Origin of the sequence: Mycolicibacterium doricum (assembly GCF_010728155.1) — a bacterium.
Lineage (GTDB): Bacteria > Actinomycetota > Actinomycetes > Mycobacteriales > Mycobacteriaceae > Mycobacterium > Mycobacterium doricum.
The window spans coordinates 3922897-3936842 of record NZ_AP022605.1 but is presented as its reverse complement, the minus strand read 5'-3'; the positions used below and the strand labels follow the sequence as shown (position 1 = coordinate 3936842).

Sequence of the window (13946 nt, the reverse complement as noted above, 5' to 3'; positions counted from 1 at the left end):
TCAACGACTCCAGCGGTTTCGGGCGATCGGCGCGGTCTGCGTTTCCGGTCGGCGGGCCAGTAGTTTCTGAACGGTTCTTCGATGCCGGCGGACGGCACCGTCGTTCGGCTCACCGGTGAGCTTGGCCATGGTGGCGGCGATCATGCCGGGGTCGATCGAGTCGGGATGGCGGGTGGCCATGACATGCCTTGCGCTCTGCCACAGCAGCTCTTCGATCCCGTCGGTGGCCGCCACGGCATCGTCGCCGTTGTGCGCGAACCGCAGCGCGGCCACCGCCAGCACCGGCATGGCGTTGAGGACGTAGTCGTCCAGCAGGGCCGCCAACTGCCCGAACGCCTCGGCAGCCACGTGCGGTTCGGTGGTCAGGTTCGCGCTCGACCGCGGATACGGCCGCCCGTGGGCCAGCGCGATCACGGCGAACGTCACCAGACGCACCGCGAAGTCGTGATGCACGGCGCTCGTCCCGACCGCCTCGAGCCCCTGCTCCCACAGCGGCGCGTAGGCGGATTGATGGCTGGCGGCGTAGCCCTGTTCGATCCAGGCTCTCGGGCCGAAGATCCGCACCACCGCACACGCCACCGCGACATCGTCGTTGTTGGCGCGCAGCACCGTCTGCGCCAACCGGTCCAGCGCCGCAGACGGCGGCGCACCAACCAACGTGCGTACCGCCGTCGCGCCGGGTAGAGCCGAATCCCCTGCCGCAGCTAGCAGTTCGTCCGGATGCCACACCGAACTGGCCGCGACCTCCTCGAACCGGTCCGACCCGCTGACCCGCAGCCACCACAGGCTCGCCCAGCGGTCCGCCTGGTCACTGGCACCGCGCATGACCGTCCGCACACCGCGCAGCGCCGCCGTGGTCCACACCGGATCCCACGGCTCGGCTTCCCGCAGATCGTGCGGCGCCGGGGCTCTCATACCGTCGGCCAACCAGTCCACGACGTCTCCGCCGACCGCGGGGGTGTCGCCGCAGTCCTGCAGTTCCTGCAGGAGTGCGGCAGCCAACGCCAGCCGGGTCGGCGCGCCGACGTTCTCGCGCAGCTCACTGAGCAGAGCAGGCGCCGAGTCGGAGTCCAGCAGTTCCGTGGCCACCTCGGTGCGGAGCGCCGCTGTCACCCGGTCGTCGTCGATCCCCGAACACAGCAGCAGATCGGCCAATCGCGCCACCCGGTACGGGCCGCCGGCGCGCGCCGCGGCCAGGGCGGATTCGATGGCCTCGCCCAGTTCTCGTGACGGCGGGTGCCTGTTGGCGTCCCGGTCGCGGGTGGGTGTCCGGCCCGGTCGGCTCAACCATTCCTCGTCGGCTACCGCGCGGCGCAGGTAGGTGTCCTCGGCATGGTCCCCGGCGGGCCCGTCGTCGTTGTCCTGCATCGCCTTCCATGCGTCGGCGGTGCTGGTTCCCAACGCGCTGCGCATCACGGCGGCGACGGTGCGGGCGACCACCGAACCACTCGCCGCGCGCGGCGAATGTGCGGTGATCACCGCGTGGGCCTCGGTGAGCGCGTCGGCGAACCGGTCGCGGTGGGCCACCGACATCGCCAGTGGCCAGGCCGGATGCAATCCGGTGTCGGCGACCTGCGCGGAGTAGTGGTCGATGTCGTCCAGGACGGACCGTGCCGATTCTGCGTCGAGCAACACCACCTGCGCCATCGCCGACCATGGCGTGACGGTGATGGCCCGGCCGTCGGCGGTGCGGTGCGGTTCGTGGTCGAGTTCGCCCAGCGACAGCATCGCGTGCTCACTGATCGCGACGACGTGCTCCGGGACGAGCTCGAGGTCCTCGACGGGCACCGCGGTCAGGTGTTGCCTGCTCTGCCGGGCCAGGGCCAGTTGGTCGGCGCGGTCGAATGTCGAGAAGTGCAGCCGAGCAGCGGTTCCCGACGACATCAGGAAGCTGACCAACCCGATCCACTGGGCGGCCGAATCCGCCGATTCCACGCCGAGCACCACCGGCGGGCCACCGTCGAGGGCGGCGGCGACCGCGTCGAGCAGTCCGAACAGCGTCGCGAGCCGCCAGGCTCCGGGGTCGAGCGCGAACTGCACGACGCTGTCCTTGGTCACCACGTTTCCGGGTGTCGGTGGTTCCCCGGGCAGCGCGGCCGCGCTCACCGCGAGCGGGCCGTACGGACACAGCCAACCGTCGGACCGCCACCACTGGATGGGGCGGTCGGACCGCTCGCCCGCCGCACGGTCGAGAAGTGCGTGGGCGAACACGTTCCCGGGCCTGCCTGTGCTGTCTGACCCGGCGGGCACGGTGTGCCAATATCCGGCGCGCTGCCGGTCGAGGCGACCGTACGCGAGCCGGCGCGGGCCGCGGTCGAGTTGCTCTGGTGTCGGGTATGGGGGCAGCGGCTGCGCGGGCTGGAACACCGTGCGCACCCCCGACGTCAAGGCACGCACCTCGTCGGCAGACAGGTCGGCGGAGGTTTGCTTGACCTGCCAGCCGCCCATGCGCGCGGCGGTGTCCAACGAGGTGTAGGTGAGTTGTCCGTAGCGCCCGGTCATGTGGCCACCGGGGTCAGGCGCAGTTGCTCGACCGGCGGATCGAGCAGGGCGACGAGCCGAAGGCTGGCCGGCGACGGCGTGCTGACGAACAACCGGATCCAGCCCTGCCGGTTGCGCACGTTCGCGGCCCACAGTTCGCTGCCCCCGGTGGTGGTGAGCTCCGACCACCTCAGTTCCTTGGCGGGCGGCGCCGCGAGCTGACCCTGCTCGTTGAGCGGTGCGACGTCGACCAGCTCACCGTCATGAACGCTCAACGGGATGCGGTGCGCATTGTTGACCAACACGAACGCCGGTGAGCCGGGCAGCTCGTATTCGGAGCGCACCGCGACGGTAGCGGTGAACGGCCGTCCGTCGGCGTCGCGGCCGACGCGCACCGCGTATTGCAGCCGCAGCAGTCCTTGGTAGTCGATGCTGGCGATCGCGCCCATCACACGGCGTCCGCCGGTGAACGCGATCGGGGCCAGGTGCAGCGAGCATCCGTGTACCGGCAGTTGACCGGAAAGCTGCAGCCCGCCGTACTTCTCGTACTCCTCGAGCGTGATCTCGTAGGTGTGGCCGGCCAGCCCGTTCCGCGGGTCGTGGCCTCGCGGTGCCAGATAGACGACGACGGAGGCGGCGCCGTCGGGCCAGTCGAAGGTGAGCACCTGCTTGTTGCAGTACTCCGCGAGTTCGATGTCGCGGATCACCCCGGTCCGCACGGTGGAGAAGGTCTTGCCCAGCATGGCGCGGCCATCGATGAGGGTCACCGGGGTGAAGTAGGCGCGGCTCCACTGGTCCGGCCACGCGACGCCGGGCATCGCGGTGCGCACTCGCCCGTCCTCGTCGCGGTCTTCGGTGATCGGCTGCGCCAGCCGCATTTCCGGTGGCAGGCCGACCTGATCGAGCGCATCCTCGGGCAACTCGTCGGCCTCGGCACCCGCGCTGGGACCGGTCGGCGTGCGGTAGACGACCGCACGCCCGCCCGGCGGGGTGGTCCAGGCGAGGTCGAGAACGGTGGCGTCCGCGGTGCTTCCCGTGATCACCAGATCGGTGACCGGCGCCAGCACCGCCGAGACGTCCGCCGTGGCTTCCGCGGCCTCCGAGAGACGTAGCACCCCGCCCACGGGCGCCGCGCAGCGCACGCGGTAGACATACCGGTAGCCCCGTCCGACGTCGATGTCGACGAACCCGGCGAGATTGTCCTGCCCGGCCAGAATGCGGTACCGCGGCCCGTCGCGGTGCGCCTCGCCGGCGGGCACCCGGTACACGTAGACCGCGCTGACGCCGGGTGGCGCGGTGTAGCGGCCGATCACCCGGCCGGAGTCCTCCTGCAGCGCGAGGTCGGTGATCCTGCTGATCAGCACCCCGCCGGCGTGCAGAATCGGCTGCGCCGCCAGCGCTTCCGACCGGGTGGCGCCGACGTTCGCCCACACCTGGAAGTGCCGCACCGCGGCGACCGGCGGGCGGTCGTCTGTCGCGGACGTCGAGGTCGTCACGGTGAGCGGGTCGGCGGTGTCGGGTGAACGGGGCTGGACGTCTTCACCGCTGACGACCCGGTAGACGACGGTCTGGTCGCTGGTCTCCAAGGGCGGCCAGCGCAGTTCGAGGGCTCCGGTGCCGCGGCGGCGGTGCAGCGTGACGCTGTGGGTGGGGGCGCCCGGCGTGTCCGACGCGTAGGGCGCGAAATGCGCGGTCGGCAAATGCGGCTGGTACAGCGTGTCGTACTGCGGCGGGTCCGCGGCGGCCTCGTCGACGGGGTCGTCCCCGCGGTGGCGGCCCGCCGGGTTGTCCGCCGAGGAGATCCCCTCGGCGCCGGTGGGACCGGGTTGCGCGGGCAGTTCCGACAGCACGCGGGCCATGTCGTCGGCGTGCTCGGACACCGACCCGGGCAGCATCGCCTGGATCTGCTCGACATCGGTGCGGCCGGACCGCAACACCAGGCGCAGATGCGCCTCCTTGAAGCTGCGGGCGGATACGGCGCCGGAGTCGATGAGCCGTTGCCGCCATTCCAGCAGCGCGCCGAGTCGCGGATCGTCGTCGGCCTGCGGGTGTTCTGTCACCACCGCCACACCGCCCGGGCGCGTAGGCACGACAAGGCACATCTCGCCACGACGCCACCCCCGCTTGTGTGCATTGGCTCCGATTCCACCACCAAGGGCAGCAAGTTATCCACCGATACGGCCGAAGAGGGTGGGCCAGCCAGCCGCCTTCCGGGGCTGGCCTCCGCATCCACGGCTCTAATTTCATAATGTCGCCGAGTATGCGGTTGCTAGTATGCCCGCATGCCGCTGATCCGGGTGCGCCAGGCCGCCGAGTTGCTCGGCGTCAGCGACGACACCGTCCGGCGGTGGATCGACGGCGGAGGCCTCGCGGCATCGGCCGACGCATCCGGCCGCAAGGTCCTCGACGGCGCCGAACTCGCCGCGTTCGCCCGCAGGCAGACCTCGTCGGCGCCCAAGGACCCGCTCGACACCGCCAGTTCGGCCCGCAACCGATTCGCCGGTCTGGTCACCAACGTGGTGAGCGACACCGTCATGTCGCACGTCGAGATGCAGTGCGGCCCCTTCACCGTGGTGTCGTTGATGAGCACCGAGGCCGCGCGCGAGCTGCGACTGGAGCCCGGCAGTGTCGCCGTGGCCGTCGTCAAGGCGACCACGGTGATCGTCGAGACATCGACCCCGCCGTGACCCGCCTCGCACTCGTCGCTCTGCTCGCCGTCGCGCTGGGGGGCTGCGGGGCCCAACGGGATCCGTCGACGCTGACGGTCTTCGCCGCGGCGTCGCTGCGGACGTCGTTCGTCCAGATCGGGGAACGGTTCGAGCGCGATCACCCTGGCACGAGCGTCGAGTTCTCGTTCGCCGGCTCGTCGGATCTGGTCACCCAACTCACCCAGGGCGCCTACGCCGACGTCTTCGCCTCGGCCGACACCGGCACCATGGACCGGGCCGCCGAGGCGAACCTGTTGGACGGCGCGCCGGTCCAGTTCGCCGCGAACACGCTGACCATCGCCGTCGCCCCCGGCAATCCGAAGGGAATCCGGTCGCTGCCTGACCTGTCCGCACCGGGCATCAGCGTCGTCCGCTGCGCCCCGCAGGTGCCGTGCGGCCGCGCCGCGTCCGCCGTCGCGGAAGCCGCCGGGGTGGAGCTGCGGCCGGTGAGTGAGGAGTCCTCGGTGACCGACGTCCTCCACAAGGTGACCAGCGGCCAGGCCGATGCCGGTCTCGTGTACGTGACGGATGCGCTCGACGCCGGCGAGCGGGTGACCGCCGTCGACTTTGCCGAAGCCGCACGGGCGGTGAACGCCTACCCGATCGCGGCTTTGAAGGAGTCGCAGAAGTCCGAGGCCGCCCGACAGTTCGTGAGCGCCGTGACGGGCCCCGTAGGTCGGGCCGTACTGCGCCGCAATGGCTTCGCAGTGCCCTGAGCCAACCCCTCACCGGCCCGGCTCGGGCAACTACGAGGAACCGGCGACGGCGTTGAGGCTGGCGGTCGCGCTGACCGTGGCCGCTGTCGCGATGACCGCGGCCACCACTGCGCTTTGGCCGCGCCGCGGTCGGCTATGAGGAAAGCTCGAAGAGATCGTCGAGCACGCACCCTGGCCTCCAGCCGATACCGGCGGTACCGTATACCACAACGACGACTCCGGGAGTGAGATGTGACTGCCGAGCTGAGGGAGCTGCATCCGCCCCGCTGGGCGCCGGCGTTCATTCGATGGCAGCACACCGAGATCGGCTGGCTGAGTTCATGGCGTTACGCGTTCGGTGCGCTGTGGGCGGGATACCGGCACACCGTCTATGACTACGTCGCCCGGCTGCCCGGGCAGGACGACATCGTGGTGGCGCGCGCACCGCTGGCCAAGTTCGTCGTGGTGCGCAACCCCGACATCGCCCGGCACGTGCTGATCTCCAACCAGGACAACTACGGCAAGAGCGCCGAATACGAACTGCTCGCCGTGGCATTCGGCCGCGGGCTGGTCACCGATCTCGACGATCGACTGTGGCAACGTAATCGACGGCTGGTGCAGCCCATCTTCGCCAAGCGGCAGGTCGACTCGTTCGCCCCTCAGATGACCGCGGCTTGCGTGGCCGCCGCCGAGCGATGGGAGCGCCATGCCGCGACCGGTGAGCCCGTCGACGTCGCCGCGGAGATGAACTACGTCACCCTGGACATCATCAGCCGCACCATGTTCGGCATCGATCTGTCCGACGACCTTGCCAAGCAGCTACGGGTCGACTTCGCCCGGCTGCTCACGCTTTTCGGGTATGGCTTCATCGGCGGGCCGGCCCGGCCGCTGCGGTGGTTCGCCGAGAAGCTGGCCCAATACGGGCCGGACCAATTGGTCGCCAGATCACCCAGACTGGCCATCCGTTCGCTACGCCTGGGCGCTTCGATCATTGCGCCGCGCACGATGCGCGGACTGCGGCGGATCGAGCGGTTCATCGACGGGCTGATCGCCGACTACCGCACCGGTAAGATCGACCGTTCCGACAATCTGCTGGCGCTGCTGTTGGCCACTCAGGATCCTGAAACCGGTTACCGTTACACCGACTTGGAAGTCCGCGACGAGCTGATGACCTTCCTCGGGGCGGGGTTCGAGACGACGGCCGCCGCCTTGGCCTGGACGTGGTATCTGCTCTCCCAGAATCCAAATGCGCGCAGGCGACTCGGTGAGGAGATCGACGAGGTGCTCGGTGGTCGGGTGCCCACCGCCGAGGACGTCGACAACCTGCCGTGGACCAACGCCGTGGTGGCCGAATCGATGCGGGTGTACCCGCCCATCATGGGGGTGGCCAGGGTGGCCAAGAACGACGATGTTCTCGGCGACTACCCGATCAAGGCCGGTACCAGTGTGGCGGTGTTGATCCACAGCATCCACCACAACAGCCGGGTGTGGGACGACCCGGAGGTGTTCGACCCTTCCCGCTTCCTCAAGGACAACATCCAGCCGCAGCATCGCCGCGCGCAGTTGCCGTTCGGCGGGGGTAAGCGGATATGCATCGCGTCCGGGTTCGCCAATTTTGAAGCCGCGCTCGTGATTGCCACGTTGGCGCAGCGGTTCACGCTGGACCTGGTCCCCGGCCAGCGGCTGCGCCGGGAGCTCACCTTCACCGGCGGCCCGGACGGCAAGTTGTCCATGACTGTGCGACGGCGGGCGTTGGCCGGCCCGCTGGAGTGTCCACCGCCGAAGTGAAGGGGGCCGGGCCATATTGCGGCCCGGCCCCGATTGGTTGTTCGTCAGTCGTTACCCGATGCAGCCGACGGCCGGGATGCAGCCTTCGACCCCACCTGGACCGGCAGAGCCGCTCGGCCCGCCGGGGATGGTTCCGGTGACGCCGTCCGGGCCTGCGGCACCCGCCGGGCCACCCGGGATGGCGCCGCTCGCGCCGCCAGGACCTGCTTCACCCACGGGTCCACCCGGGATCTCACCGCTGGCACCCCCGGGACCCGCAGTTCCGGCCGGACCACCGGGGACCGCGGCGCACACGGTGCCGTCGGCGGCCACGCACGGCGGCGGAGGCTGGGTCACGAAGCTTCCTGTGCTACCGAATGCCGCCGGGGCCAGCGCGATCGCACTCGCGGCGACGCCTACGAACAGCGCGGGGGCGGCGGCTCTACTCGTGTTGTTTCGCATGACCAACGGGTTACCGTCCCCTTTGGACTTCAAACCACTCCGCTGACGTGACGGGTTCGACCCGGCGACGCCGCATCGGACTTCTCGCGGGCGTTCTCTACTGCACCTTCCCTCGAAGGGAGGTGCTGGGTGTGTATCAAAGGTGGAATGTTGACTATGCCATCTGGGCGATCTCTGCACTGGACGAATCGAAGGTCTCCGCCGGCGGGTACGCGATTCCGATATCCGCGATGCTCAGGCGCTACGGATGCCGTGCGGGCGACCCGGTGCGACGAATTGCTGCCCAAGCGCCTCGACTCGCCGTGCGACGATGAGACGCAAATGCAAGGGGGCTGGAGTTGTCGGTAACGGTGTCGACGGTGCAGGCGTCTCGGCCTGACCAATTGATTGCATCCGCCGCCGGCCTCGGTACCAAGATCGGCACGCTCGACGCGACGCTGGCCGCGCAACGCGAAGCGCTGGCGCGTATGCGGGCGTCGTGGCAGGGCCAGGCGGCCTCCGCTGCGATCATCAGGGCGGAGCAGAACCTCAACCGGCAAGAGGAGCTGCGAGCCAGGCTGTCCGCGCTGCAGCAGGCGTTGAACAGCGGCGGCGTGCAGATGGCGTTCACCCGCAACGGGCTGCTCGCCATCGTGGAGATGCTGCGCGCCGTCGGCTGGCAGGTATCCGACGACGGCACCGCCACCCCGCCTCCACTGCCACCGATCCTGCGACTGATGGCCCCGGCGTGGACGGCCATCCTGCAGAAACTGCTGGCAATGTTCGCCCAAATCGACGCCCAGACCGCAGCCGCCATCCAAGCGGCGATCGGCGGGCCGGTGCCGGCGACGCCACCGGGCACCCTCGGTGATCCACGCCAGCTGCCACCCCCAGGGACCGCACCCGAGGACGTCAAGAAGTGGTGGGACTCACTGAGCCAGTTCGAGAAAAGCCAGCTGATCGGTGACCATCCACCGGAGTTGGGCAACCTCAACGGGATTCCGGCCGAGGTGCGTGATCAGGTGAATCAGTCCGTCTTGCAGGACGATCTGGCCCAGGTGACCGATGCCGCCGAGCAGCACGGCGTGTCCACCGACGAGGTTCTGGCCAATCCGAGCACCTATGGGCTGACCTCTGCCGAAGCCACCCGCTACACCAACGCCGTACAGACCCAGAATGGTCTGGACAAGATGGCCGCCGAAGGTGAGGAAGACCGTCCGGTGATGCTGTGGGCCTACGACCCGCTGGCATTCAACGGCCAAGGCAAGGCAGCCGTGGCCATCGGCAACCCGGACAAGGCGCAGAACACCGCCGTGGTGGTTCCCGGCACCGGCAGCAGCGTCAAAGACGGCTGGCTGGAAAGCGAGAACGCCACCGATTTGTACGACCAGATGCGCCTCGGCGACCCCGATGAGTCGACATCGGTGATCGCCTGGATGGGCTACGACGCACCCGACAGCCCAGCAGATCCCCGCATCGCCATCCCCCACCTCGCGCGGGCGGGCGGCGATCTGCTGGCCGCCGATGTGAACGGACTGGGCGCAACCCACGAGGGCGTCCCATCCAATGTCACCGTCATCGGGCACTCCTACGGGTCGACGACGGTGGCCGACGGGTTCGCCGGCAGCGGCATGAAGGCCGACAACGCTGTCCTGATCGGCAGCCCGGGAACGGATCTCGCCCAAAGCGCCGCGGATTTCAACCTGCCCGAAGGCGGTCAGGTCTACGTGGGTGCGGCCTCCAGCGACCCGGTGACCTGGCTGGGCCAGGCCGGCCCGGTCCCCGACATCATCAACCGCGAACTGGGCTACCCGTTGGGCGCGGAGGCAGGCCTGGGCAACGACCCCGCCGGGAACGGTTTCGGCTCGGTGCGCTTCGACTCCGAAGTGCCCGGTCGCAGCGGCCTGCCCGACTTCGGCGACCATTCCCGCTACTACGATCTCGGCGGTGAATCCTTGCGCGCCATGACCGACATCGCCAACGGCGACGGATCAACGCTGGCCGACAACGAGCTAACCGCCGAAGGACGCCGCCAGCCGCACATCGGCCTGCCCCACGAACTGGATCTTCCAGGACTCCCTCCGATCGACATGCCCGACTGGGACACTCCCATTCCAGGCACCCCTGCCCTCATCGACCCGGAAGGCGACCGTGGCACCGTCACCAAAGACCACCAGTACTGACCGCGCGCGTCGCCTCCCGGCGCTGGTAGCGACCGCGGTGGCCGGCGTACTACTACTCCTAGGAGGATGCGCGATGGGAACCGAGGGCAAGGCCGACCTGGACGGGCCCGAGATGAGCGACGAACAGACCCGTGCCCAGGTGGTGGACCCGGCCAAGCGACTGGTTCAGGCGGTCGGCTTGCAGCTGCGCGGCGCCAGTTTCCGGTTCTCGGCGTGCACCGACCAGGGCGTCGCTCCGTTCCGGGGCAGGGTGAGTATGGGATTCACCTTCCCCACCGATGCCGACAAGGACGCCTACATCGACAAGATCGTCGCGGCCATGACCGCCGACGGATGGCGTGATGGCGCGCCAGAGGGAAAGCAGCCCCACGGCCGCGCTCTGCATCAGGGCGACGTCATGGCCATCGTGACACCGAACCCCGACCACCCGGACCGCGGCTACATCCAAATATTGGGCGAGTGCCGCAACGCCGCCGACCACAGCGGCGACGACGAGGACATCCGCGCCGAGCTCACCAGCTGAAGGCTAACCGCTGGGAAACTCCCTCTTGTCGATCGACGCGGCCGCGGCCTGATCCTGCGTCTCGTAGTGGCTCGCGGCGCCACCCAGGTTGCTGCCGTAGGTCGTGGCCGCTTCGGCGACCGCGGTGGTGTCGGCAACCACCGCGGACTGCGCCTCCAGGCATGCGCCCGCGGTCGCCAGCTGCGGCACCGCAGCAGCCGCCTCACCCAGCGGACCATCAGCGCCCAGACTGGCCAAACCCGCACCAGCCTGATTGAAAGCAGTGGCGGTACTGGTCAATGCTGCCGGGTCGACGATCAATGTCTCGCTGCTACTCATGTTCGAACGCCTCCGCTATAGCCTTCGGTCTGGCGCGCCAGCCTGCTGCTCCTACCCGAATGTCCGCCACAGTGGCATGCACTTTGGATCGCCAACGATTGAGCTTGGATGCATTCGGTAGAAACGCGCACCGGCTGATTCTACGACGGGTGGGTTCAACACTGGCACAGCAATATTGCTCGCTCTGTGCTGAAATCAGCGGCGGTTCAGTCGGCTCCATGGTTGGCTCGTGGCGCTTCAATCTGTCGCATCAGCTTTCGCATTGGCCGCTGCGCCAGTGACAGACAGCCCTACGGAGAGGGTCCGCTCGTTCGTCGGCGGCGTGCCAGTCACGAAGGTCATATCCAAACTGAAAATCCACCGTCATCGTGATCACAGCTTTCCGCTCGCGCAGCATGATCGGACAGACATGTGTGTCCTTGCCCTTGCCATCCCAAGCTGCGCCGTAATCGCGACCGAGAAACGCTGGGCCCATGTTGCGGGCCAAGCGGGTCTGGATCGCATGTATGGGGCGGTTGTCTGTGGCTCACTCGCCGACTTAGATCGAGCGCTCGAACGACTGGACAACACCGGCTCGACCGACGATCAGTGAGCCGAGCCAAGTTGATGGCCTTCGGGGACTAAAGCCACGAAGTCCCACACCCCCGGACGCGAGGCGCGGTGACCGACAGCCCCCACCCAAACACAAAGGTCACGACCCATTTGTGGTTCGTGACCTTTGTGCCTGGAGTTCGTAGAACTCCTCTCTGTGTGCAGTTCAGGTGCGCTGGTTGACGCAGCAAAACGACGGTCGGTTCCACGGCTTTCCTCGGGTTTTTCCACAGTCTTTTCGTCGAACAGGCCAGTGCGGCGCTGGGCGGTCGTCGGGGCGTGCGGTGCGGCGGCTGGCCCTGGGTGACGCCGCCCGAGGTGAACCGGTGGAGCGAAGTGCGATGAGCGCAGAATCGCCGCAGGCCGTTGAGCTCCGATTTGGTGCCGGTAATTCCACAGGGTTTTCGCTGGCTCCAGACAGCACGACGCGGGCCAGGTGGTGTGGCCTGGCCCGCGTCAGATGGGGTGTCAGCTGCGCGGTGGGATCCGCGCCGGTGGGTGGCCGAGGTCGGCGGTGAGTTGCCGCATTCTGATGTCGATCGATTCGCGGCGCCGGGAGCTGCGGTGGTGGTGGTCCTGTTGTGCGCGGATGTTGGCGGTGACGGCCGCCAGAGCGATGGCGATCTTGATCATCGGTGTCCGTCGGGGTCCGGTGGTCAGCTCGTCGAGCCCGGCGATGTACTTCGATTTGAGTTGGCTGAAGCGTTGCTCGGTGAGCGCGCGGGCGGCTTCGAAGTAGAGGGTGTGCTCCCAGGATCCGGGGACGAGATCCCATTGCGCCAGCCGTAGTTGGTCGGCGGTCAGGGTGACGGTGGTGCTCGATTTCGCGCAGCACGCTAGGTCGTGCGCCGCCCAGTCAGGTTGGGCCAGCGGTATCCCAACCGTTTCGGTGTTCAGCGATTCCGGCTTCAGCGGGCATTTGACGGCGCCGAGTGCTGCCGGACAGACCAATCGGACTTTCGCGGCGATGGGTGCGTCCTCGCCCAGGGGTGGTCTGCCGCGCCGGACGGCGGCGAGGGCGGGTCGGGTGTGGTGGCCCATCAGGAAGGGGTAGATGGCGCGCAGGCGGCGGTCGTGGGCGCGGAAGTTGTCGTGCTTGAGCAGCTCTTCGGTCTTCGGGGTGCGGTGCCGTGAATACGGTCGGCGACTGCGGGACAGTAGAACGCTCCGGCGTAGTGGATGGGCCCCGGGGGTGGCCCGACGGATGCACCGGGCGGGTTGGCACTGGGGAAGCTCACCGACCACGGGCTGGGGTAGCGAACCACAGGTGAATAGCGGGTGGTGAGCATGAGCTCTCCAAATCCGGTTTTGTTGTTGTAGCCCATGTCGGCGGTCAGCAGAGGCCACCGGGTACGGCCTTCTCGGCGGGCGTCCAGGCCGGTGCGGCGGGCATGGGCCAGCGCGGTGGCCAGGCCTTGGATGCTGGCGCCGGTGGGTGCGTGCACGTCCATTCCGATGAATACCGGGGGTTCGGCGTGCAGAGCGTCGCGGCGGGCCACGCGGGTGACGAAGGTGGCGCCGACGCCAAAGCCGCTGGCTTTGATTTCCCGCGGCCCGGCGGGTCCGGCGGTGCTTTCGGTGTTATGCAGGGTGCGGTCTTTCTCGCGTACCCAGTACTTGGCGATCGAGGAGGCGCCGCGGTAGCGCTCGTCTTTAACGCCGAGGGTGCCACCGGGACCCGCGGTGTTGATGATGGTTTCGTCGACGACGGCGTCGCCGTCGCAATCGTCTGGCCGCTGATGTTCGACGGAACCGTACAGCAGGTCGTTGATGAGGCGGGTGAGGCGTTCATCGGCGGCCGCGCAGCGGTGGCGATCCTTTTCGGATCGCTTGCGCAGGAGTGCCTTGAACTCGGCGTTGGTCATCCGTCGCGACGGCAGGTCCCAGTCCGGGTCCAGCGGCTGCATGCGCAGAGCCCAGAATCGGTGGAAGCGTTTGTACTCGCGGGCAGCGTTACTGTGGATCACGGCGCAGTTCTGGTGGGCCATGCCCACCGCGGACAGCTGTTGGGGTGTGAAAGCGCCGATGGTGTCCATCGCGCCGCGCAGGCTGTAGGGCAGGCCCGCCAGGAACCGCACCAGAAGCGCGACGAGCACGGCGGTGCTGGTGTAGCGGATGCCAGATCGTCGACCACCGGGGTGCACGCTGTGCTGGTAGTGGTCGTCAATCTGTTGTGCAGCAGACGATTTGGCTATCACGTTCAGGGCGGTGGTGAAGACGGAATCTGAGAAGGTGCAGA

The 13946-nt window shown here is 68.4% G+C and carries 11 protein-coding genes; 5 read left to right on the top strand and 6 right to left on the bottom strand.

The window, feature by feature from the left end:
• Positions 1–2502 (bottom strand): GAP1-N2 domain-containing protein, encoded by a 2502-nt coding sequence (locus G6N07_RS19220; RefSeq protein ID WP_085190682.1) that lies wholly within the window; start codon positions 2500–2502, stop codon positions 1–3.
• Complete coding sequence (locus tag G6N07_RS19215; protein WP_085190738.1) at positions 2499–4541, bottom strand: SaeA-related protein; 2043 nt, start codon at positions 4539–4541, stop codon at positions 2499–2501. Before G6N07_RS19215 ends, G6N07_RS19220 begins: the two co-directional genes overlap by 4 nt.
• 222 nt (positions 4542–4763) lie before the next feature.
• Between G6N07_RS19215 and G6N07_RS19210 the strand changes: the two genes are divergently transcribed.
• The 3 genes from G6N07_RS19210 (at position 4764) to G6N07_RS19195 (ending at position 7672) form a co-directional block, all read left to right on the top strand.
• Positions 4764–5168: a TOBE domain-containing protein gene (locus G6N07_RS19210; protein ID WP_085190684.1), complete on the top strand. Its 405-nt coding sequence runs from the start codon at positions 4764–4766 to the stop codon at positions 5166–5168.
• Complete coding sequence (gene modA / locus G6N07_RS19205; protein ID WP_085190686.1) at positions 5165–5905, top strand: molybdate ABC transporter substrate-binding protein; 741 nt, start codon at positions 5165–5167, stop codon at positions 5903–5905. Before G6N07_RS19210 ends, modA begins: the two co-directional genes overlap by 4 nt.
• Positions 5906–6136: 231 nt before the next feature.
• Positions 6137–7672 carry a cytochrome P450 gene (locus tag G6N07_RS19195; protein WP_085190688.1) on the top strand — a complete coding sequence of 512 codons (1536 nt, stop codon included), beginning with the start codon at positions 6137–6139 and terminating at the stop codon, positions 7670–7672.
• Between the two features lie 51 nt (positions 7673–7723).
• Here the strand turns inward: G6N07_RS19195 and G6N07_RS20630 are convergent, their stop codons facing one another.
• Positions 7724–8113: a hypothetical protein gene (locus tag G6N07_RS20630; RefSeq protein WP_208859789.1), complete on the bottom strand. Its 390-nt coding sequence runs from the start codon at positions 8111–8113 to the stop codon at positions 7724–7726.
• 338 nt (positions 8114–8451) lie between these two features.
• On the opposite strand from G6N07_RS20630, the gene G6N07_RS19185 reads away from it, so the two are divergent.
• Entirely contained in the window at positions 8452–10275 is a 1824-nt protein-coding gene (locus G6N07_RS19185) for an alpha/beta hydrolase (RefSeq protein WP_085190689.1), read from the top strand.
• 73 nt (positions 10276–10348) lie between these two features.
• On the top strand, positions 10349–10798 hold the full coding sequence (locus G6N07_RS19180; RefSeq protein WP_085190691.1) for a lipoprotein LppJ family protein: 450 nt from the start codon (positions 10349–10351) through the stop codon (positions 10796–10798).
• A gap of 3 nt (positions 10799–10801) precedes the next feature.
• Here G6N07_RS19180 and G6N07_RS19175 read toward each other — a convergent pair whose 3' ends face one another.
• The 3 genes from G6N07_RS19175 to G6N07_RS19165 all read right to left on the bottom strand — a co-directional run bounded on the left by G6N07_RS19175 (position 10802) and on the right by G6N07_RS19165 (position 13905).
• Complete coding sequence (locus G6N07_RS19175; protein ID WP_085190693.1) at positions 10802–11116, bottom strand: type VII secretion target; 315 nt, start codon at positions 11114–11116, stop codon at positions 10802–10804.
• A 1059-nt stretch (positions 11117–12175) separates the two neighbouring features.
• The gene (locus G6N07_RS19170) at positions 12176–12748 is read right to left on the bottom strand and encodes a hypothetical protein (RefSeq protein WP_085190695.1); all 573 of its coding nucleotides are present in this window, start codon (positions 12746–12748) and stop codon (positions 12176–12178) included.
• Positions 12748–13905 (bottom strand): hypothetical protein, encoded by a 1158-nt coding sequence (locus tag G6N07_RS19165; RefSeq protein WP_133055538.1) that lies wholly within the window; start codon positions 13903–13905, stop codon positions 12748–12750. Before G6N07_RS19165 ends, G6N07_RS19170 begins: the two co-directional genes overlap by 1 nt.
• Between the last annotated feature and the right edge of the window lie 41 nt (positions 13906–13946).